Annotated in this window: 21 protein-coding genes; 11 read left to right on the forward strand and 10 right to left on the reverse strand. The window is 45.1% G+C overall.

Translation table 11 applies throughout. From position 1 onward, the window contains the following. Positions 1-13 precede the first annotated feature (13 nt). From nfo to PVA46_RS08105, 3 genes are all read right to left on the reverse strand, one after another. Entirely contained in the window at positions 14-874 is an 861-nt protein-coding gene (nfo, locus tag PVA46_RS08095; protein ID WP_167696451.1) for a deoxyribonuclease IV, read from the reverse strand. Between the two features lie 40 nt (positions 875-914). Continuing rightward, positions 915-2,252: a hexokinase family protein gene (locus PVA46_RS08100; RefSeq protein ID WP_167696453.1), complete on the reverse strand. Its 1,338-nt coding sequence runs from the start codon at positions 2,250-2,252 to the stop codon at positions 915-917. Positions 2,253-2,318: 66 nt separating this feature from the next. After that, complete coding sequence (locus tag PVA46_RS08105; protein WP_167696455.1) at positions 2,319-3,314, reverse strand: L-threonylcarbamoyladenylate synthase; 996 nt, start codon at positions 3,312-3,314, stop codon at positions 2,319-2,321. 143 nt (positions 3,315-3,457) lie between these two features. On the opposite strand from PVA46_RS08105, the gene PVA46_RS08110 reads away from it, so the two are divergent. Together PVA46_RS08110 and gyrA are read left to right on the forward strand one after the other, a co-directional pair. Beyond that, positions 3,458-3,727 (forward strand): hypothetical protein, encoded by a 270-nt coding sequence (locus PVA46_RS08110; protein WP_167696456.1) that lies wholly within the window; start codon positions 3,458-3,460, stop codon positions 3,725-3,727. A gap of 153 nt (positions 3,728-3,880) precedes the next feature. After that, the gene (gyrA, locus tag PVA46_RS08115; protein ID WP_212603871.1) at positions 3,881-6,400 is read left to right on the forward strand and encodes a DNA topoisomerase (ATP-hydrolyzing) subunit A; all 2,520 of its coding nucleotides are present in this window, start codon (positions 3,881-3,883) and stop codon (positions 6,398-6,400) included. A gap of 62 nt (positions 6,401-6,462) precedes the next feature. Here the strand turns inward: gyrA and PVA46_RS08120 are convergent, their stop codons facing one another. Genes PVA46_RS08120 through PVA46_RS08130 form a run of 3 tightly spaced genes read right to left on the reverse strand, consistent with a single transcriptional unit; the run spans position 6,463 to position 8,799 of the window. Next, on the reverse strand, positions 6,463-7,200 hold the full coding sequence (locus tag PVA46_RS08120) for an amino acid ABC transporter ATP-binding protein (RefSeq protein ID WP_167696458.1): 738 nt from the start codon (positions 7,198-7,200) through the stop codon (positions 6,463-6,465). After that, positions 7,201-7,932 (reverse strand): amino acid ABC transporter permease, encoded by a 732-nt coding sequence (locus PVA46_RS08125; RefSeq protein ID WP_167696460.1) that lies wholly within the window; start codon positions 7,930-7,932, stop codon positions 7,201-7,203. It lies immediately after the preceding gene. Positions 7,933-7,944: 12 nt separating this feature from the next. Beyond that, a complete protein-coding gene (locus PVA46_RS08130) occupies positions 7,945-8,799 on the reverse strand; it encodes a transporter substrate-binding domain-containing protein (protein ID WP_167696462.1) in 855 nt (284 codons plus the stop codon). Between the two features lie 280 nt (positions 8,800-9,079). Here PVA46_RS08130 and PVA46_RS08135 point away from each other — a divergent pair, with 280 nt between their 5' ends. The 4 genes from PVA46_RS08135 to PVA46_RS08150 all read left to right on the forward strand — a co-directional run bounded on the left by PVA46_RS08135 (position 9,080) and on the right by PVA46_RS08150 (position 13,213). Next, positions 9,080-9,748 carry a helix-turn-helix domain-containing protein gene (locus PVA46_RS08135; RefSeq protein ID WP_167696464.1) on the forward strand — a complete coding sequence of 223 codons (669 nt, stop codon included), beginning with the start codon at positions 9,080-9,082 and terminating at the stop codon, positions 9,746-9,748. Positions 9,749-9,780: 32 nt separating this feature from the next. Further along, positions 9,781-10,797, forward strand: a complete 1,017-nt coding sequence (locus tag PVA46_RS08140) for a DnaB-like helicase C-terminal domain-containing protein (protein ID WP_167696466.1) — start codon at positions 9,781-9,783, stop codon at positions 10,795-10,797. Between the two features lie 117 nt (positions 10,798-10,914). Beyond that, a complete protein-coding gene (locus tag PVA46_RS08145) occupies positions 10,915-12,234 on the forward strand; it encodes a DUF3825 domain-containing protein (protein ID WP_167696468.1) in 1,320 nt (439 codons plus the stop codon). 70 nt (positions 12,235-12,304) lie between these two features. Then, positions 12,305-13,213, forward strand: a complete 909-nt coding sequence (locus PVA46_RS08150) for a ParB/RepB/Spo0J family partition protein (RefSeq protein WP_167696469.1) — start codon at positions 12,305-12,307, stop codon at positions 13,211-13,213. Here the strand turns inward: PVA46_RS08150 and PVA46_RS08155 are convergent. Genes PVA46_RS08155 through PVA46_RS08165 form a run of 3 tightly spaced genes read right to left on the reverse strand, consistent with a single transcriptional unit; the run spans position 13,210 to position 15,737 of the window. Then, positions 13,210-14,238 carry a hypothetical protein gene (locus tag PVA46_RS08155; RefSeq protein WP_167696471.1) on the reverse strand — a complete coding sequence of 343 codons (1,029 nt, stop codon included), beginning with the start codon at positions 14,236-14,238 and terminating at the stop codon, positions 13,210-13,212. The genes PVA46_RS08150 and PVA46_RS08155 overlap by 4 nt on opposite strands. Positions 14,239-14,261: 23 nt before the next feature. Further along, positions 14,262-14,834, reverse strand: coding sequence for a hypothetical protein (locus PVA46_RS08160; protein WP_167696473.1), 573 nt, complete (start codon positions 14,832-14,834; stop codon positions 14,262-14,264). A 57-nt stretch (positions 14,835-14,891) separates the two neighbouring features. After that, positions 14,892-15,737 carry an alpha/beta fold hydrolase gene (locus tag PVA46_RS08165; protein ID WP_167696475.1) on the reverse strand — a complete coding sequence of 282 codons (846 nt, stop codon included), beginning with the start codon at positions 15,735-15,737 and terminating at the stop codon, positions 14,892-14,894. A gap of 129 nt (positions 15,738-15,866) precedes the next feature. Here PVA46_RS08165 and PVA46_RS08170 point away from each other — a divergent pair, with 129 nt between their 5' ends. Then, entirely contained in the window at positions 15,867-17,054 is a 1,188-nt protein-coding gene (locus PVA46_RS08170) for a MalY/PatB family protein (protein ID WP_167696477.1), read from the forward strand. Positions 17,055-17,464: 410 nt separating this feature from the next. Here the strand turns inward: PVA46_RS08170 and PVA46_RS08175 are convergent, their stop codons facing one another. After that, positions 17,465-18,532, reverse strand: coding sequence for a hypothetical protein (locus PVA46_RS08175; RefSeq protein WP_167696479.1), 1,068 nt, complete (start codon positions 18,530-18,532; stop codon positions 17,465-17,467). Between the two features lie 147 nt (positions 18,533-18,679). Here PVA46_RS08175 and PVA46_RS08180 point away from each other — a divergent pair, with 147 nt between their 5' ends. The 4 genes from PVA46_RS08180 (at position 18,680) to PVA46_RS08195 (ending at position 22,085) form a co-directional block, all read left to right on the forward strand. After that, positions 18,680-19,435, forward strand: coding sequence for a ParA family protein (locus PVA46_RS08180; RefSeq protein WP_167696481.1), 756 nt, complete (start codon positions 18,680-18,682; stop codon positions 19,433-19,435). Positions 19,436-19,440: 5 nt separating this feature from the next. Continuing rightward, positions 19,441-20,313: a ParB/RepB/Spo0J family partition protein gene (locus PVA46_RS08185; protein ID WP_167696483.1), complete on the forward strand. Its 873-nt coding sequence runs from the start codon at positions 19,441-19,443 to the stop codon at positions 20,311-20,313. Between the two features lie 3 nt (positions 20,314-20,316). Further along, positions 20,317-21,534: a hypothetical protein gene (locus PVA46_RS08190; RefSeq protein ID WP_167696485.1), complete on the forward strand. Its 1,218-nt coding sequence runs from the start codon at positions 20,317-20,319 to the stop codon at positions 21,532-21,534. Positions 21,535-21,623: 89 nt separating this feature from the next. Further along, positions 21,624-22,085, forward strand: coding sequence for a methylated-DNA--[protein]-cysteine S-methyltransferase (locus tag PVA46_RS08195; RefSeq protein ID WP_167696486.1), 462 nt, complete (start codon positions 21,624-21,626; stop codon positions 22,083-22,085). Positions 22,086-22,178 lie beyond the last annotated feature (93 nt).

Consider the following 22,178-nt stretch of genomic DNA (forward strand, 5'->3'; position numbering starts at 1 on the left):
AAGAGAGCCCTTTTTAGACTCTCTTGGGTGATTCATCGCGTTGACTACGTAAAAATGCAATCTCCTGCGCCCAAAGGGTTGGCTCTGGCGTTTCCAAAATCAACGGCATCTCTTCTAGTCGCTTGTCTTTGGCAATCAATTGAAAAGGCGTCCAGCCAATTTCGCCTGCGCCCAAACTCGCATGCCGATCGACGCGCGAACCGTGCGCTTTAAGGCTGTCGTTAATATGCATGCCTTTAAGATACGAAAAGCCGACCACTTCACCAAAGGTCTGCATGGTTTGATGATAATCATCTTCGGTACGTAAATCGTACCCAGCGGCAAAGATATGCGCCGTATCAATGCAGACCCCCACCCGTTGATCGTTACCTTTGAAGTATTCCAAAATCGTGGCTAACTCCTCAAAGGTCGCGCCGGTATGCGATCCCGACCCCGCTGTCGCCTCAATCACCAAGGTCGCGTATTTAGTGTGATCTAAGATGAAGCGCATGGCCTCGGCGATGCGCGCAAGAGCAGGCGCTAAGTCGCTCTTAAGGCGCGCCCCAGGGTGAAAGTTGAGCAAGTGCAAGCCCAACGCCTCCACTCGCTCTAGCTCATCAAGCAGACTATTGATCGATTTTTGGCGAATTTCCGGATTATCCGTTGCTAAATTGACTAAGTAGTTGTCATGCACCAAAACCTTATCCGCATCAATCTTACTTGCTACTAACGCCTCTTTAAACGCAGAAATATCCTTCTCGCTCAACGGCGGAGCCTGCCAACCACGCGGATTGCGCGTAAACATCGCAAAGGCATTAGCATCAATTTTTTGCGCATTCTTGGGGGCATTTGCTAAGCCTCCTGCCGTAGAAACATGAGCTCCGTAGTAAAACATATCGAGAATATCTCCTTGCTTAAATGATTAATTTACGTAATTAAAAAACATACGTCGCAATGGCTGCGCCCACTAAAGAAGCGCTCTCAACCTTGGTAAATTCAAAATAACGCTGATAGGCACCAATGAGGATCTCTTCTTTCATCAAGCGTCTAATCTCATCTTCCAACCCATGAAACGCGTAGAAGGTTGTCCCGTCAATGGTAATACAAATGGGCGAGGATTGCAAGAGCCCCTCTCCACTCTCTAAAATCATCGCCGAGAGGGTGGCTGCCACCACTTTGGCAACACGCTGAAGTAGATTAGCGATCAACTGCCCAGCCACCTCGCGTTGAGAGAGCGCCACTTGACTAAAGATATAGCCTAAAATATTCTCTTCGTCATGGATATTATTATAGAATTCGCTGATGGCCTTGGTATCGAGATCATCAAGCACTGGACGCAAAAGATTCGCAACATCAGGCTCAAAGACCCCCGCCTCACAAGCAAATTCCATGGTGATAGCACAGAGTCGTCCAAAATAAGCACCGCTCATCATCTTCTCCATAAAAAAATTGCCCGGGGTAGAGGTCTGTTGATCTAAAATGCGATCCATATCGCCCCGATAGAGCACACTAAAGCCACCTGCCTCGAGGTTGACCACCTGCGACTCCTCTAAATTGAGGTTATCCAACTTAGCAATCTTAAAGTTAGGCACCACGTACGCCATATTCATGCCCGTGCCTAAAATAAAGCCCATATAGCTGGAGTAATGCTTCTGCTTGCTACGTAAGAGGCCACTCAAGAGCGTGGTTACGGTATCATTTACCACCATAACGCGAGAGAGTTCACTTTCTGGGTTTCGCGCAAAAGAGGCCTCTTTAAGCGAGTGCCCCACATAACTACCAATAACCTCCGGAGCGACGATCTCTTTGCTAAAAACCAACACCTTCCCATCGCCCTCTGGGGTACTGCGTGCAGGATAACTAAAGCAAAAGCCAACATAGCGATGCTCTTTGACTTCCTCGTCGATAATACTGGCAATTTGATCGTAGAAGGCTTGCTTGCTAATCTCTTGTCCATCGCTACCGGGCATGGGCGCTTTGGCAAAATTCTCGATGATCGGATCACCTTTTTCGTCAAAGGAGATAACCGCTTTGCGTAAATTTGTCCCACCAGCATCCAAGACAAGAACCTTACGATGCTGGGGTAGATGGTGGGGGATACGGACATACGTAGGGAGCATCAGGAGCGAACTCTTCTTATTGCCGGCCAACCCCATACTCATGTGATGGCGAAACTTCGTCAACACCTCGGCCATATTGGTGTAGCTGGGGTGCATGTTGTGCTTGAGCAAAAATTGCTCCATCTTGGCAGAACGCCCAAATCTATCTTTCATTTGCATACTCTCATCTCCTCTCTTTCTCTTTCTTTAGTTTATTATAGCACACAAAATGAAAAAGCACTACAAAATTTTCTCCCCAGAGGCACGACGCAAGCGATCGCAGAGGGCATCGCCCAAAGACGCATCGTAATAGGCGAAAATTTCGCGCGCGCTGCTGGCATCGGCTTTTGCCAAGGTCGCGTATAATCCTTGCGCGTATGTTGTTGCATCAGAAAATATTACCGTATGTGGATAGGAAGTGAGCATCGCGCTATCTTCACCCACCTCCATAAAGATAATAAAAACATCCGAGAGATCCTTTATCCTAAAAAGATCCTCGATTGTACGAAAGAGGGTAAGCGGTTTTTGTGGCTGATAATGCGCGTACTTCATGCCGGGGCTCAAGATGGGGGAATATTTTGACGACTGGGCGCGCAACGTGGGCGCAACCTCCACCCGATGATCCCCCAAAAGATCAGCGATATCGGCTTGGGTTACCGTGCCAAAGCGCAAAATTTTCACCGTATCCGCTTGCACCAACACCACCGTAGACTCTAAGCCCAATGCCGTACTCCCACCGTCTAAAATCGCGGGAATCAATCCCGAAAGCTGATCGTAGACCATCGAGGCGCTTGTTGCGCTATATCTGCCTGAAAGATTTGCCGAGGGCGCAACCAACGGCCTATCCACCGCCAACAACAACCGATGCGCCAAAGGATGCGCCGGAATACGTACCGCAATCGTGGAGAGATTTGCCTTAGCGTAGCCAGATATTCCACGCGCATGCGGTAAAATAAGGGTGATAGGACCGGGGCTAAAGGCATCGAGCAAGCTCTTGGCGAGGGGCGAGAGCGCAATATCATAATTAGCCAACTGATCGCGGTGGGCAAAGTGGCTAATCAACGGGTTATCCATCGCCCTGCCCTTAATGCGAAAAATCTGCTTACACGCCTCATCGCTGGTCGCATCACCTGCCAAGCCGTACACCGTCTCGGTGGGTATCGCCACAATCTCTTGCCTCAAAAGCAAATCCACCACCACATCTAGTTGCTCTTCCCCAAGTATCTCTGTCTTCATCGCCTATAGTTTATCCATTTACGCACATTTTGACAATCCTTCTTGCAAAAGAATAAAAAAGAAAAAATTGATCTTTACTTCTTTGCATTTTGTCGATATAATAAGAGAGAATCCAAACAGGCATTCGGCAAGGAGAGGCAAGCATGATAGAAGATATCTTTTTAATTTTGAAGTTGGCAAGCCAACCTGCCATGATCGGCGCGTCGCTAATCTTTTTACTCTTTCTCTTTATGCTCTTGCGCATTGTTGCCAGGCCAAACGAACTTGCCAAAATCAAGAAAAAGCCCAAAGGTGCATCCATGGCGCAAAAAATCCAAAGCGTCAAAGGCGCTCTGCCCAAAGCGCGTCCTGCTCCTGCCAAAGAACAGACAGAAGAAGACGAGGACGATCTCGATGACGAAGACGTCTCCTAAGCCTTAACCCAAAAAAGAGCTCCTAGCACCTCACCCCCTCATTTATAGCCACTCTTTACCCTTTTTACAAAATATGTTATAATATAAAGGGCTTTCTTTGCTCTCATCAGCTAAGCTAAGCCGAGGACTTCACTTCTATCAAGGATACCAGATATGCACGAAGAGAATATTGTTAATGTTGCCATCGAAAAAGAGCTCAAAGAGGCCTACCTCACCTACGCGATGTCGGTTATTGTCGCGCGCGCCCTTCCCGATGTTCGCGATGGCTTAAAGCCGGTGCATCGTCGTGTTATTTACGGCATGAGTCAGCTCAACCTAGAGCGCCGCACCAAGTGTGCTAAGATTGTCGGTGATGTCATGGGTTCCTATCACCCCCACGGTGATGCCGCCATCTATGACACCTTAGTGCGTATGGCGCAAGACTTTAGCCTACGTTATCCCTTAGTAGCGGGTGAGGGAAATTTTGGCTCTATCGACGGCGACCCAGCTGCCGCCATGCGTTACACCGAAGCAAAAATGGCCAAAATCGCCGAGACACTGCTACGTGATCTCAAAAAAGAGACCGTCCCCTTTATCCCCAATTACGACGGTTCGACCACCGAGCCCACCGTTCTCCCTGCGGCGCTTCCCAACCTTCTGCTTAACGGATCCACCGGTATCGCCGTAGGTATGTCGACAAGCATGGCACCGCACAACCTCACCGAGGTGGGTAACGCCATCATCGCCACGCTGGACAACCCCGAAATCACCATCGACGAATTACTCACCCACATCAAAGCCCCCGACTTTCCCGGCGGTGCAACCATCCATGGCCTTGCAGGTTATCGTAATGCCGCCTTCACCGGCAAGGGCTCGGTGGTGGTACGGGCAAAAATCGACATCGAAGAGAGCGGTAACCGCAAGGCACTCATCATTAGCGAGCTACCCTACATGACCAACAAGCGTAATCTCTTAATCCAGATTGCCAACCTCGTGAAGGAGAAACGTATCGACTCGATCTCCAGCATCACCGATGCCTCGGCGCAAGGCAATATCCGCGTGGTCATCGAGCTCAAAAAAGAGGCGCAACCCGATGTTACCATCAATCAGCTCTATCAATCTTCGGCACTTCAAAGCACCTTTCATATTAATAACCTCGCACTGGTCAATGGTCAACCCAAAACCCTCAACCTACGAGAACTGATCGATCACTTTATTGCCCACCGCCACACCGTCATCACCAACCGTAGCCACTTTGAACTGCGCAAACTCAAAGAGCGCGCCCATATCTTACATGGACTAAAAATTGCCCTCGAGAATATCGATGCGGTGATTACTCTCATTAAAGAGAGCATCAACGCCAGCACCGCCCGGGAAAAGCTCACCCAAGCCTATCTCCTTGACGATATTCAGGCCAATGCTATCCTCGAAATGCGCCTCCAACGCCTCACCAATATGGAGGTGAAGAAGATCCTCGATGAGCTTCAAGAGATCCTCCAGAACATCGCCTACCTTGAAGATCTAATCGCCAATCCTGACAAAATTTACGACATTATCCGCACCGAAACCCAACAAATTATCCAAAATTATGGCGATGCCCGTCGTAGCGTTATCGTCTTACAAGAGATCAATGGTATGGTTATTGAAGATCTCATCGAGCGCGAAGAGATGGTGGTGCTTATCAGTAAGCGTGGTTTTGTCAAACGCGTTCCCCTCTCGGAGTACAAGGAGCAGTCGCGCGGAGGCAAAGGCTCGCTCTCTGCCAAACTCGGCGACGATGATTATGTGGAGCATCTCTTCACCGGTAGCACCCACGATATCCTCTTGGTTATCACCAGTAAAGGCAAGGGATACTGGCTCAAAATCCATCAACTGCCCCTCGCCTCTCGACAGGCCAAGGGTCGTCATCTCAATGCCATCTTTGAATTTGAAGAAGGTGAAGAGATCAGCGAGAGCGTCGTGATCGATGCCTTCCATGAAAATCGCTATCTCTTTATGGCAACACGACGTGGCGTGGTCAAGCGCGTCGCCTTGAGTGCCTTTAAAAATGCCAAAATTCGTGGTATCATCGCCATCGGGCTAGATGACGATGATTATCTCCACAAAGCCGTCGTGACTTCTGGCGACAATATGATTATGCTCTTTAGCCAAATGGGTCGCGCCTTACGTTTTCATGAAGAGAAAGTACGCGCCATGGGACGCACCGCTGGCGGTGTGCGCGGAATCAAACTGCAACCAGAAGATGCTCTTGTCGGCGTAGCCGTAGAGAACCTGCCCGAGCAACAGATTCTCATTTTAAGTGAACATGGCTTTGGCAAGCGTACGCTGATGCAACACTTTACGCCTCATGGGCGGGGTACCGCTGGACAAAAGGTCGCCAATATCAGCGAAAAATATGGTAAAATCTTCTCCGCCATCGACTGCGACGACGAAAAGAGTCTCCTCGTGGTTACCGCCTCGGGAAAGACCATCAAAACGGCCCTCTCTAATATCTCTTTACTTGGACGCACCGCCGGTGGCGTGCGCATTGTTCGTCTCGAAGAGGGCGATGATGTGGTAGGGTTAGCCATCGCCAATAAGAGCGTAGACTTTGGTGATGCCGATGAAGAGCTCGCCCAAGATGCCTTTACCCACGCCGAAGTGATTGAAGATACCATCGTTGATGATACACCAGAGCTAGACAATGAAGAGTAAATCCATGTAATATAACATTTTAAAACAAGGGAAGTGATATCACTTCCCTTGTTTATTTTTTATTAGTTAATAAAACGACTCAAAAATTGTTTGGTGCGTTCATCTTTTGGGTTAGTGAAAAGCTCGTGTGGGGTGGTATCCTCCACGATATCGCCTGCACTCATAAAGAGCACCCGCGTAGCCACATCGCGCGCAAAACTCATCTCATGCGTAACCACAATCATGCTCAAACCCTCTTTGGCCAACTCCTTCATCACTTTAAGCACCTCGCCCACCGACTCAGGGTCCAGAGCACTGGTTGGCTCATCAAAAAGCAATAAATCGCCCTGCATACAGAGCGCCCGTGCAATCGCCACACGCTGTTTCTGTCCACCCGAGAGCGTGGTAACCTTCGCATGCGCAAACTCCGCCATGCCTACTTTACTCAAATAGTGCAAAGCTAAATCATTGGCCTCTTGCGTTGCTTTGATCCGCTTTGTCAGCAATGGCGCTAAGGTGCAATTACCTAAAACGGTATAATTATCAAAGAGATTAAACGACTGAAAGACCATGCCCATGCTCTGACGCATCAGATCGATATTCACTTGATGCGAGAGCAGATCTGTATCATGAAAAACAATCGATCCACTATCGGCCTCTTCGAGTAAATTGAGACAGCGTAATAAGGTACTCTTGCCCGAACCACTCGATCCAATCAAGGTGAGCACATCGCCTCGGTACAACGAAAAATTGATATCATTGAGCACTTGGCGGCTACCGAAGGACTTTTTTAGACGTTCTACGCGTAAAATTTCTTGCATTTATCGTCCCTCCTTAGCAGGACGGTTATCTAAATAACGCGCAAATCCCGTAATCAATCGCGTGAAGGTAAAGGTTAATAGCAAATAAATCACGGCGACAATAAAGTAAGACTCCGAAACAAAATAACTTTGTGAGCTGGCGGCCTTCCCGTTGTAAAAAAGTTCGCCTAATCCAATAATACTCAAAACCGCAGAATCCTTAATATTGGTGATGAATTCATTGTTAATGGAGGGTAGGCTGTGCTTAATCACTTGTGGCATCACCACATAACGCAAAGCCTGAAAACGGCTCAAGCCCAAAGAACGCGCTGCCTCCATCTGATGATGACCCAATCCCGACATCCCCGATCGCAAAATCTCTGCCAAATAAGCCGCCGTGTTAAACGAGACAACAATTAATCCGGCAATAACGATATTTTGTGAATATTTACTAAAAAATCCATAGTAAAAGAGCGCCGCCTGCACCACCATCGGCGTACCACGAATCACGTCAACATAAAGGATAGACAATAGGCGTAATAGCCGTCTTACCACCTTAATCAAGGGTCGATCGCGAAAGTGAATGACTTGACTCTGCATGGCAACCAAAAGAAAGCTCAACATTAATCCAAAAAAGGTGCCCACCAAGGCCAAGAGCATCGTAATCTTAATCCCCTCTAAAAAGAAGGGATAGTAATTAATAAGGAGATAGAGCACCCGTTCAAGGGTACTCGTTGGGTTTAATAAATCCAATTTATGCTCCTACTACAGCTGACTAGCCGCGTCTTTTGCCACTTGCATCATGGCGATACGCTCTTCTTCAGGGATAGTGGCGAGAATGGCATTAATGCGTTGACGCAATGCATCATCATCTTTGCGCATTCCAATAGCCGAAGCGCTATAAGAAGCTGGAATCTCCAAGGCTTGATCGCCAGTCAGGTGAATCATGACAAAATCAGGGTTAGCGCGCACATGCTCATCGCCCACCACCAACTCAGCAAGATAACCATCGATGACACCTGCTTTAAGCGATTGCATCAAGGCGACATAATCCGTAAGTAGTGCCGAAGATTGAATAGCAGGTAACTGCTCCAAAATCGCCACATGGTATGTCCCTAATTGCGCGGTAATCTTGGCACCAGAAAAGTCAGATCGTTGCGTAGCTTGCGTATAGGCACCATCGGCACGCACCACAAGCACAATCTCTTGGGTATCCTCATTGTGATAATAAGGATCCGTAAAGCTAATCGATCGCATCCGCTCTGGAGTTGCAGACATCCCCGCAATGATCAAGTCGATATTGTTGTTCTGGAGCGCTAAAATCAAGCCATCCCAGCTAATCTTCTTAATCTCAAGCTCCATGCCCAGCTCTTGCGCTAAACGTTGCGCAATCATCACATCGTAGCCGGCGGCATTGCCTTTTTGCCCACTAAAGGGATAGGTTAAGCCGGATTCCTCGCGTAAGGTTGTCCAGTTGTAGGGGGTATAATCACCTTCTAAGCCTACCACAATTTTTGTGCGAGGTTTGGAAGATTCACCACTTTTTTTTGCATCACACCCACTTAATAGCGCGATTACACTAGCGAACAAGAGAGAAAAAAAGAGACCTTTTTTCATCATTTTAGATAAAACCTCCTCACAAAAAGTATGTTACTGGGAAAGACCCATAATTTCTATAAACAAATAGAAATCCAATTCATTATCGCATAATCATGCATTTTTGTCAAGGCGTAACCTCTATAGAGAAGGATTATCTTTATTCTTATGCATGCAAAGGATTAGTGCATGATTATTACCCTTTTTTGGGCTCGATAAGAAGCGATTATGGATCTATACTGTAAGAGGGCTCTTTCTAAGGCGAGAGAGCGACCTAAATTATTTTAAAAAAGGAACTATCCCTATGCATATAAAAATTCAAGATTATCTCAAAGTTGCCCACTTTTTAAGTGAGGTCTTAGATAGCTCTTACCATGTTACGCTTAAGGATATGGAACATCCTCATGAACCAATCTTCTCTAGTCAAGCGCCTCCTGCCGAAGAGAGTGTAGATCTTTTAGCATTTAAATTAATCCATACCAAGGCCTATCTCCAAAAAGATGCGATAACCAATTATCAGGTGCCAAACCACTATCCCTTGCGCACCTCCACGCTCTTTATTAAAGACGAGGCGAATCAGCTCCTTGGCATGCTCTCTATCCATTGCGACAACTCCGGCTATCATCACTTAGCAAAAACCCTGCTCGATCTCCACCAGCCACACAATCATCCGCTAGAGATGGAGCAAGCCAATGCCACATCCATGCAGACAAATGCCAATCTTATCCAAGAAATCATCACCCAAAGCTTACAAGCAAAAGGTATTGATACCGAAAGTATCTCACCCCAAATGCGCATCAAGTCGTTGTTACAGCTCTCCTTTGACGAGAAAATCGCTATCATGCAAGCCATGCAAGAGCAAGGAATTTTTCTTATCAAAGGTTCGGTAGGACAAGTCGCCCAAGCCTTACACTGCTCTACCCCCAGCGTCTACCGCTATCTTCATAAGATTAAAACAGTCTCTAACCTTTGACAAAATCGACCACAATGCTTACAATAGAACACATGTCAAAAGAGAACATTACCCCCGCCCAACAGCTCATCATCAACCAAACCGCCACCACCCTCGATCGCCTAAGCCACATTCAAAACCTCGCAGGAGAGAGCGCCCTCCATTTTCCTGCGGTTAAAACCTTCAGTACCAGCCGACGCTTCAGCTTCCTAAACGCCCCAGAGTATAAAATCTTACGCAAAGGTACCACCGTCATCGGCGGAGAGGCAAGCTCAGGAAAGACCACCCTTGCCCTTCAGCTGGCCATCGACATGATGCTTCAAAGCCCCGATCTCTCTCTCCTCTTCTACACCCTCGATGAGAGCATCGAACGAGCCAAGCGCAAAATTTTAAGCCTACTCCTGGCCAATCAAGATCTCCTCCCCAAAGACAAACATGGCAAGCGCTACAACATCGCCTTCGACCCGCTCACCCAAGAGCTACAAGATATCCTTAAAGAACCCTCCCAACAAGCCATCCTCAAGCGCATTCACCTCTCCAACGACGCCTACTTTTTAGACCCCACCCACAACGGTTTCCATCAAGCAATCGCCCACGTCGGCGCTTACCGCACCATCATCATTGTCGATTATCTACAACTGCTACCCAAAGCCAATCACATCCACAATCTACGTGAAAATTTCAACGCCTCCCTTGCCTATCTCAAAGATCAAATCAATAAACTCAATGCCAATCCACAAAACGAGATGCTCCTGCTCCTCTTAAGCCAAGTAACCCGAGGTGCTAGCCAGAGTACCTTCAACTTTCGCGAGACCAGCGAAATCGAAAATATCGCCGATAGCGCCATCGTCTTAGAATACGACAGCCAACCCAAGAGTCAGCCCACCGGCAGAGGCAAAGAAAAAGTCATCGCCCTATCACGCACCCTTCGCCTCATCAAAAATAAAGATGGCGCCAAAGCCACCTTCCAAGCCATTATGGCATCAGACATCCCCTTTTTTAGCCATATCGACATCGCCAACCAGCGCTACACCGACAGCTCTTCCACCTTTAAAGTCACCTCAAGGTAAGCATTATTTATAATTTTTTTGTGATATTTGTTATTTTTTTTCAATTTTTGTTGTCTTTTTACGCTTTTTTTGTTAGACTTCCTCATTATAGCTTATATCTTGTGGAGGTAGCAATCAATGATATTAGGTGAGTTTATTAGTCAATTAGATAGGGATTGGTTTGCCTGTGTGGAAGATAGAAATTTACGCTATCTCACCGAAAGTGGACGCGTTCCTCAAGGCTTTCTTCCCGAACAATTTTGGCAATTTGTCGCCATGGCCTGGCAACAGAGCGATCCCTACGATCGTAAGGCCTTCGACTGGTTTCAAGAGAACCGTAGCGCCTTTCAATTCAAAATTCCCTATCCCAATCGCCCTAGCGAGATCATTATGTTGCATTTGGATAGACATAAAGTCTTTACCCATAAACTCTTTTTGGTTAATATAAAAATTCTCCAAAACGATTATTTAGGGCAGCAGCGTAGCGAGGAGTCCTTACCGCTAACCAAGTGGGCATTTCTCTCTTTTGAAAAAGATTTAGCACGCATTGCCGAAATCGCCAAAGCCGAAGCGTGGCAATCTAATTATGAACCGCATCTGCATCTCAATCAAGAATTTTCCTTCAATCGCCTAAAAAATTATCTTCAACAGACCTTCCGGCGCCTACAAGAAGAGGATAAAATCATCGCTGCCACCTACGAAGGCAAACCCTATCGCGCCTTTAATACCGGTCTCATCAGCTATGACGACAAGGAAATTTTCCTCATCTTCGACCCTAACTACCCCAATCAAGAGCAACCTTGGAAGCTCTACGGTGTCTGCACCCCAGGCAACGGGATCGGCAATGAAATCCTCCACCAAGCCTTCCAAGACTTTACCCCACGCGCCCAGTTTATCAGCGACTACAACCAAGCCACCCTCATCCTCGACCCCAACAAGCCCATCGATCAACAACTGCCCACCATCAGCGACGATCACTTCCTCGACCATTTAGAGCGCTGGCCACCCGAGGTCATCGAGCGCGAATTACGCAACGATCCGCAAGCCTTCTCTCTCTTCGATCATCTCCAAAGCCTAGACAACACCACCGGACAAATCGACCGTTGCTGGCTCGAATTTAAGCAATACATCATGCGCACCATCGACCTAAAATTGCGCTTCAAAAAGAGCATCGAGAGCGCCCTACGCAATAGTTGGGAGTATATCATCCAAAAACCATGGCTCATCGCACCTCAATATAACTTTGGTCGCCACGAAGTAGAGCTTCTCTTACCGCTACGCCTGCACGCCCGCCTCTATGTCGATCTCGCCCTTGTCATCACCGCCAGCGAAGGATCTTATCAATATAAAGGACGCACCGTTCTCACCCGCGAAATGGCGTACAATAATGCCCGACTCCTCTACCCCTTAAGCCCCGATCACTGGTTGCGTGGCACCTCCCAACTCAACCTCACCTAATCTCGATCTTCCCAAATTCTCTCTTTTGGTGTATACTAAGACAAAATATTGCACCAAAGGATACCCATTCATGCCCCAAACGCCTTCACTTTTCGACTCCATGCCGGACAATTACCATGGTCTAAGGCTCTCCGATGTGCTTTATCACCCCCCGCAACATCTCCAAGCCAACCCTCTCAACCAGAGCTTTGAAGCCATGAAGGATCGCCTCTATTTGGAAAGTTTAGAAGCAGATATCGCCCGTCATGGCATTGTCAATGCCCTCATCGCCACCAAAGCTGGCGTTCTCATTGAGGGACACTCTCGCTGGAACATCGCCCAAAAATTAAACCTAAAAGAGATCCCCGTACGCTACATTTTAAGCGATCTCTCCGAAAACGAACTCAAAGAGCGCCTCTACCTTAGCAATCTTAATCGATTTGAAATATCCAAAGATGCCCGCACCAAAATGTACGCCGATCTCTACCCCCACATCTTCTATGATGAAACCATCGCCATCCCAGAAGAGCTCGCCAAAAGTATGGGGCTAAGCCTCTCCCAAGTGCGCAACGAACGCCAACTGCTACTCCTTGCTATCAAACTCAAAGAAGAAAAAGACGATACCTCACCCCTTAGCATCGAAGATCTGCAAAAAGCACGCAAAACCATCAATCTTGCCAGAAGAGAACGCGAACGCCTCAAGCGCTTACAATGGCAACAGCCATCCGCACTCTCCACGCAACAAAAACCCGAACCCCTTCCGCTCTTTCTTAGTCATGAAGAAGAGATCCAGCAACCAGAACTCGATATTCTTGAGGCATATAAACTTATCAGCCTCAATGCCCGATGCTACAACATCTACACCAAAAACGATCAGCTTATCGCTTCTCTCGATCCCCAAACTTTCTTACACATAGAAGAGCTCGATCACTTTGCCAAGAGCCTCATCCTCACCTTTCACCATCTACGAGACGCGCGTAAAGATCATCCCAAGGATTAATCCTCTCCCAGCACATCCTGTCGATAACGCGCCTCTGCCGATCGCTTTTCCTCGGTACTCGCCAATAACCAAAGGTAACTCGCTTTTAATAAGTGCTGATAAGCCTCGATTCTCTGCACATCGTCATCAAACATCAGATGATTTCGCTCTTTCACATAGGGGGGATAGGCCTCTTGATCATAAAATAATCCCAATAACGCTTGCCAATTATCTGCTAACAAAAGAGAATAACCTTGCGCATTCGACCATGGTAAGGTCTCTAAATATCCCTGATAAGCCGTTAAATACTCCATACTCAACAAGGTAATCGCGTCATAAAAGCCAGCATGCAAGGTATACAGCATACGAATCGCATCTAATCGAGAATAAATAGGCCAGACCCCATCGGGCAAATAAAGCCAATAATAAAGCAAACTAGCACTCATCATCGGTAACATCGCTTGGGCTGCATCATGAAAAAAATCAGCTAAAACCTCGCCCTCACTCGCCAAAATACGTTGCCACTTAAGCGCTTGCGCATAAGCTTCTTCCAACTCTTCTTCACTCTCAAATGACTGCACTAACCACCTGTTGGGGAACCATATTTGCTCATTAGCCAAATCACTTAGACCAAATTCACGCATCACTGCAGGCAACACAATCGCCATAAACTCCGCCGATTGTGATTGCCAATACTCCGTAGAAAATTGCGCACTCAATGCCAAAAGCTCCTCTTCTGTCAACACCAAAAGAGTATTCAACTGCTCCACCATCACATCCTGATTCCACATCCCTCGAATCAGCGAAAGCTCGCCACGACGGCGAAAATGCGAAATACGCTCACCCAAAAAGACTAATTGCTCCACAGCTGATGCATCCAGCACCTCTACAGCAAAAGGCGCGCGCGCATAAGGAGGAATCACCACCTCCTGCCAACTTTCACTCCATAACCACCCATAATCCTTGGGCAGAACATCTTCATTCGCAAAATTTCTACCTAAAAAAACTAAGAGATAAATTCCCAAAACTAAGCCATTCAATCGCATCGCTATCTCTCCATCGTAAAAGATTAAGGTAAAAATTCATTCGCATAAATTAAGCGAATATCATTGCGATGAATATACACATCCCAGATCTTATCTTGAAAATTAGGATAAGTCAATGCCAGCTCTTCTACCGATTGTGATGACTCAATTGCCCGCCACCAAATCTGCCAATCACTTAAGGAAATAGTAAGCGCCTGCGCCAGCGCATCATCCACATGCAAGCGCCACGCATCATTGCCACTGCTCCAACTGCGCCCATCTACTTGCAACTGCATCAACGTAGACTTCAACTGCGCTTGCACCGCTGGTTCTCCTAATGTCTTCTCTAAAAGATAATCCTCATCATGCACCTTCTCTTCTAGCGCTTCTTTATCCATATCCCCATAAGTTACATCAGGCTTATTCTGCGTAATAACATCTTCTCTATCAGCATGATGCACGTAAGCTTCAGAAATTTCGCGCATCTTCTCTTCATCACCATGAATTAAAATAGGCGCATGACTTTCAATACGCTTTGGATGTTCCAATAAAATCCAACCAGCTCCAACCAAACCACCTATAATAATCAAAATAACTAGTAAACTTCCTCTCATCACTCCAACCTCTCTTCTCATAAAACTAGCTATTTTTGGCAATGTTGTCAAGAGCTTAGATTAACCGACGAACTCCTGAATTACTCCTAACAAGAGATTTGCACGTGCACTTTTTGCTGGCAAAAGACAAATCTTCGTCGCCTCTTCGCGTTGTTGCAACTCCTCTCGTCGCCAAATCGAAAAATCCATCGCCTTATCCGCATGTGGATAGACAATCAACAAAGGGCAATTAATCTTAGCGATACGGCCACTTCCTGCAATGATTCCATTAAATTCTTTGCTCATATTAAATCTCAACATCGCCATCTTATACGCCATCGCCACATCTTGCCAAGCCTCTACTTCTCCGGCAACAGGAAGCATTCCCTCCACCCGTTGCCCTAGCAAATCACTCCATAACATCTCTTGTTCTTGATAAATTTCTAATAAGAGTGTGTTGAGCTTTCTAAGCATCAGTTGCTTTTTTACCTCTTCATGCACCCCTATTTCATCAACATTCTTCTGTAAAGAAGGAAAAGTTCGATATCCCTGCAAACCAATACTAGACAACAAAATACATCCTTTAATTTCAGGATTAATTGCAGCCAACTCTAAGGCAACCGCTCCTCCGTATAACCAACCAATAAGATACGCATCACGATAAGAAAGATAACCTAAAACCTCTTGCACATCTACCGCTAACTCTGCGAAACTCGAAAAAGAACGTAAATAACTGCTTTGCCCACACCCACGTAAATCAATCATTAAGACATCATACTCTTGTGCTAATTTTACCATCAACTGCATGTAAAAAGAAGAGTATCCTTCATGCCCATTAAGCAAAAGAACTTTTTGTTTATCCGCTACACCGGCTCTACGATAACCAATCTTTTCCCCATTTTTGATATACAATACACCCTCTTGCATCTCTCCCACCTCTCTTCTTAATTATAATCCCCTTTTCTTACTCTTGTCAACTTTTTTTTCTCTTTTCTTTCTATTGTTTTCCCTCTTTTTATGCTATACTAAAAAAAAGAATTTTTTTAGGAGAACCTTATGTTAAAAGAATTTGATTTTGATCAGCCTCTATCACGCAAACAAACCAATAGTGTCAAATACGATATTATTCATCTTTCTGCCGATCTACAACAAGATCCTAACGTGATTCCTATGTGGGTTGCCGATATGGATCTTCCCACCCATCCTGCTATCGCCCAAGCCATCAGTGACGTTGCCCTTAAAGGCATTTATGGCTATAGCAATCGTCCCCAAAGCTATCAACAAGCCATTATTCAATGGTATCAAACCCATTACAATTATACCATTGAAGAGCCATTGCTTGCCTTTAGTCCTTGTGTCATGACTTCGATTGCTTATCTTTTAGAGACATTAGTTAGCGCCGGTGAGGAGGTGGTGATTCAAACTCCTGTCTATCCCGAATTTGCCCAAGCCATTAAAGATCGTGGTGCCATTGTCGTAGAAAACCCTTTAATGGAAAAAGAGGGTAAATACGTCATCGATTTTATTGATCTCGAAGCAAAATTGGCTACCGCTAAAGCCATGATTCTCTGTTCTCCGCACAATCCCGTTGGACGTGTCTGGTCGCCAGAAGAGTTAACGAAATTGGCTTCGTTAATTCAACGCTATCAGATTCCTCTCATTGCCGATGAAATTCATGCCGATCTTACCCTTTATGGACACCAACATTATCCTTTTATCACTCAAGTACCACAACTCCAAGGGTTAATTTATACCTTGCTCTCTGCCTCAAAAACTTTTAATTTGGCTTCGCTTCATGCATCATCTTTAATTTTTCCTGATAAAAACCAGCGTATTGCTTTTGATAATTGGTTAAAAAAGTGGCATATTAACCGTAATAATATCTTTAGTTTAGCTGGTGTAGAAAAAGCATATCAAGTAGGGTATCCTTGGTTGCAAGCTTTACGCACGTATTTAGAGGATAATATTGCATATATGGAAGCGCGGGTAATCAAAGAGCTACCTAAATTAAAAGTGATGTCTATAGAGGCGACTTATCTCTTATGGGTTGATTGTCGTGGGTTAAATTTAGATCAAGAAGCATTAAAAGAGTTTTTTTATCAGGAAGCAAAAGTGATTGTCAATATGGGATATACTTTTGGTACAGGTGGTGAAGGATTTGTGCGTTTTAATATTGCTACCCAAAGAGTCAACATTCAACAGGCTTTGGATCAATTAGTGATTGCTTATCAAAAGCGATTTTAGGGTTTTGGTAGAATGAAGAGAGGAGTTTAAAAGACTCTTTTCTTCTTATATCTTAATTCTTAAGATCTTAGTGTTGTACTACACTACACTTTTGGAAACAAACTGTTTGCTACACTACACTTTTGGAAACAAAAAAATGGCTACACTACACTTTTGGAAACGCTACACTACACTTTTGGAAACTGAAAAAAGAGGTAAATTGCCTACACTACACTTTTGGAAACAAAAAAGGAACTTTTTGAGGATATTTTGATAGGCTAGGTGGGACTAAAATGGCTACACTACACTTTTGGAAACAAAAAAATGAGATAAAATGGCTACACTACACTTTTGGAAACAAAAAAAGCGCATAATCTCTCTTTTGGGTAGCAATTGATGTGCTACACTACACTTTTGGAAAGAGCTGTTTACTAAAAATTAAATAATTGAAAAATATTATTTGATAACAATAAATTGCCGTTTGGGTAGTTACTGCACTCGACAAAGATGCGATCGTTTTTGATGATGAAGGTGTGGGGATATTCACCACCTAGGACAACTTCGGGACGATCGAGCTGGAAGTGTTCGATTCCTGTTGCTAGAACGGCTTGAAAGTAGCTGAATTCTTCGGTGAGTTGGGTGAGCCATTGGTGATATTCGATATTTTTGTCGCGTTTGAAGCCAAAGACGCTGGTGAAGTCGCTGATGCCTAGACCATGTTCGCGAAAGAGCGATTGGCTTGAGTGGAGATCGATGATGATACGGCAGAGGAAGGTGTACCATTGGTTGAGTTTGACGGTGGTGAGTTTTGGTTTGAGGCCAAATTTTTTGGCGTGAATTTCACGGGAGGCGCTTAGGAGGTGGGTGATGCCTCCGTATTGAGGGATATAGCCTGAGAGGGCGCCGGCTTGCTTTTGGAAGTCGAAGTGAATTTCCCCTTGGGTGTAGCTAAAATGACAGGTGGTCAGATCGAGGGTGATGACAAAGAGTTCATTATCGCCATTTTCGTCGCAGGAGTAGGCCACTTTTAGGGGCACTTTGCCTTCATAGCCTTCGTCGGTTTGGGTGAGCACCCAGCCTGAGATACCGCCTTCGGTGCGGGCTTTTTTGTAGAATTCGCGAAAGAGCTTTTCGTAGCTTCGCCCTACGCCATTTTTGATAGCAAAGCCGCCACTGCGATTGATATAGGTACAGTTGGGGCTGATGAGTCGTTTAAAGCTGTTTTTGTCTAATTCGATGATCAGTTCATCTTTGCCTTGCTCGAGCAGATCGCAGACAAAGGCATTGAGATCGCTAAAGCGCGGTAGACAGGCGTGGTTGGGCTGTAAGATATCGTGGATGAGGATATTTTTAATGTCGCGTAGAACACCGTGAGTATTCTCATAGCGCACTAAGGAGCTAAGGGCTTGCTTGCTTAAGCCTCGCCGATGCGCTTCATTAATAATATCTTTTTTAGGAGCATATTGTAAATGCGTAATACTTCTGCCTCGATGATTCATATCTCTATCATAGCAGAAAAGTTTCACTAATACAAGAATTGCATGCTTTTTTCTTAGAATGACTAGGCGAAAGCACTTATTTGTGCTAAAGTAAGAAGAGATCAGCTCTGCAGGTAGATGTTTAGAGAGTGAGGGAGTGGCCAATCGATGAAAGTCATTACGGTTAGTAGCATCAAAGGTGGAGTGGGCAAAACAACAACCACCATCTACTTAGGATTAGCACTGCACCATATGGGCTATAAAGTTGCTTTTTTAGATATTGACCACAACAATAATCTTACTGATTTTTTTTTACGCGATGTTGATCTGGCGATGATTAATGAGTTTAACTTTTTGCGCTTTTTAGAAGGCACGCGCACCCTCTCGCAAGTGGTGTATCAAGTGGATGGGATCTCGATTGTTCCTGCTACGCCTGATTTGATTGAGTTAAATATTTTGGTGCAAAAAAACCCTATCCTCTATCAAACTACGCCAGTATCGGTGCAACAGCTCTTTCATCAGTACGACTTTCTTTTAATCGACACCCCCCCAGCGTTAGGCGCAGAATTAAGTATTGGCTTGGCGCTTGCCGATATTGTGATTACACCGGTAAGCGATGGCAGATGGATGTTTCAAGGTTATATGCTGGCGCGTCGCGAGGTGGCAAAGATCGCGCAGGTTAAGCCGGAGATTCGTCATCTTGCCTTACGCACGATGGTAAGCGACAACAAAGCTAATCTGATTGACGACCCAGCATTCTGGGGTGGTCAGCTCCTTACTACGGTGATTAATCGCCATGAGAGTGTGCGTAATGCGGTAACCAAGGGGCATTGGCTTAAAGAGAACACCAAGGCGTTTGTCCAGTATCAAGATGTGGCAAAAGAGGTGATGCATCATTTACAGCAACCTTTAGAGAGGAGATAATGGCGTTGAATAAGGTGAAAGACGGCGAGGATAGATTGATGGCTCACTTAACGGCGCCTCGTCCGGGTTTATCGCATATAAGGGTGGGCATTGAGGATGATAAAGCTAGTGGCTTGATGCTTAGTGGTGTGCAACTTAAAGAGATAGACTTTTTTAAGAACAATGAACTCAATACCATTTTTGAGTCGTTAAAAAGTTCGGAATACTTTACGCAACTCAAGCGCGATATCGCTCAAGATGGTATTATTAATGCGCTTATCGCCTTGCCCGATGGCCAACTTATTGAGGGACACTCTCGCCTTAAGATTGCGCAAGAGTTGGGATTCTCTACGGTTCCGGTACGTTTTATTCTTAATACGCTCTCGGCGCATGAAATTAAGCGTCGTGTCTATTTGGGCAACCTCAACCGTTTTGAAATTCCTTCTGATTTACGTTTGATTCTCTTTGCCGAGATTTACCCCGATTACTTTTATGCTAGTGCCAAAGAGCTCGATCAAAGTCATCGCCAAAGTGATGTGCTTGCGCTAGAGCGGGATAAACCGACTACGGCTAAAGCTGTTGCCGCTGCCATGGGGTTAAGTGATCGTCAGGTGCGTAATGAGAAGGAGATTTTTCTGTTAGCCAAAGAGATTGCTGGTCATCAGCATCCCACGCTTAGCGAAATTAGCAAAGCAAGAGAGCTTTTACGCCAAAAGAAAGGGGCAAAACGTCTTCTTAAACGAAAAAAAGCACTTCATTTAGTCAACGAAGAGGGCGATAAAATTTTAACGCTTCATGTCAATAGTTGGCCATCCGAGCTGGATATTGAGCAAATTTTAGAGATGAATTATCAATTCATGCGAGATAAATTTCTTCATGTAGAAAAAAAGCGAGACTAATCAATGGCAGATCACCAAGTCATCCTCGAAGCAGAGGAGAAACATTCTTTGTATCAAGCCGAATTTCAAAAGGTTTTTCGTTTAAAAAAAGAGCAACAGCCTTTTGCTTTTAAACGCCATCTTATGGGTAATGTTATGGGTAGCCATCGTGATCACGGCGGTGGGCAGAGCTTACTTATCTCTTTGCCCTTGTCGTGTACCCTCTTTTTTTATCCCCATTCTAACGATGTTATAGATATTTATAATTTAGAACAAAGAGAATTTTATTCATATTGTTATGATGCCACAAGACCACGCATGCCTCAGAATATGGAGCACTGGAGCTATGTTGTGTGGCAGGTGTTAGGTTTTTGGCAGAACCTCGATCGTCCGATACTGGGCATGCACCTCATGGTGGTCAGCGATGTCCCTTTGAGCGATAGTTTTAGTATGCGTATGGCGATGCGCTTGGAGATATTACGGTTATTACACGTATATGTTTTAAAAGATAAGATGTGGCTTCATCTTAATAGACGTGATGAGCAACTCTCCTTGATTGATTTATTACAACGTAGTTTACGCGAAGATCCGTTTGAAGAGTATAGCATGTTTGAGCTTTATGGCATGATTCTTGCGCGAAATATGGGGCAATTGATTTTTAGCAATAGCCGTACCTTGGAGCCTAGAGCGATGCAGCTAAAGTTAAAACAGCATCAATTTTGGCTGGTTTATATGAGCAATATGCATCGAGTGCTTAAAGAAATGAGGCAAGCAGGTGATGCTCAAAGTGAAGTTGCATTATTGTCTTTACAAGCTTTAGGCTTGCAGATTAATAATTTTAATGCGATGTCTTTATCTGAACTAAAACAATATGAGCATCAGATAAAAAGAGAACATTTTTTATCTGCAAAGTATCTTGTTGAAGAAAATATTCGGGTAGCATTAATGGCACAGGCCTTGGACGAAGGGGATGAATTTGAGGTAGTTCGATTGATGAAAGAGTCTGCTGATGGAATGATTAGCTACTATTTTTGTAATAATAGTATTATATCTGATATATATAAAAATATTTATAATCATAAAGGTGTGGTCGCAGTACGACTCTCTTCTTTACAAGAGGGTCTCTTTATGGTCTTGGTGAACCAAGCCATTTCTTTTGATCTTTCGCGTGGGTTTAATGTGGTGAAGCGTGATCTATTGCATGATTATGACCTACCGATGCTGGTTAATCGGCTCATTTAGCGAGAAAATAGATAGAGAATTATTCGTTATTTTATATAAAGATATTTTGCATGGGGTGAAATAACTTCACCCTTTTTGGGGAGGTAGAGATGTCGGCATATTATCAAAGTCCTATCGGGTGGTTTAACATCGAAGCTTCAGCTGTTGCCTTGCTCAAGGTTTCTATGGTGGAAAAACCAACACTTGGGTGGCTAGCCAACCCACTAGAAGAGGAGACAATCGCGCAACTAGAGGCCTATTTTCATGGAAAACTTAGACAATTTACGCTTCCTTTTGTGTTTTCCACGCATTTATCGCTCTTCTCTCGTACCATTTACCATACGTTATTGGATAATATCTCTTATGGCCAGCGAATTTCCTATAAAGAGCTTTCAAACATGGCGGGCTCCCCCGGTGCAATGCGCGCGGTTGGTCGGGTGATGGCGGTGAATCCGATTGCTGTGATTATTCCTTGTCATCGGGTGGTGGGTACGAAAGATCTGGGTGGCTATGCTTGGTCTTTACCGCGTAAGGAGTATTTGCTTAATCTTGAATTAATAAATATTATATAATAGTTTTTATGTAATTGTTCATCATTTTTGTTGATTATTCTTATCTCTTCGTCTAAAATTTCGATAATTAGAAGATGGTGTGATTTTTGTATC

The organism is Entomospira culicis (assembly GCF_028748145.1).
Classification (GTDB): Bacteria; Spirochaetota; Spirochaetia; order WRBN01; family WRBN01; genus Entomospira; species Entomospira culicis.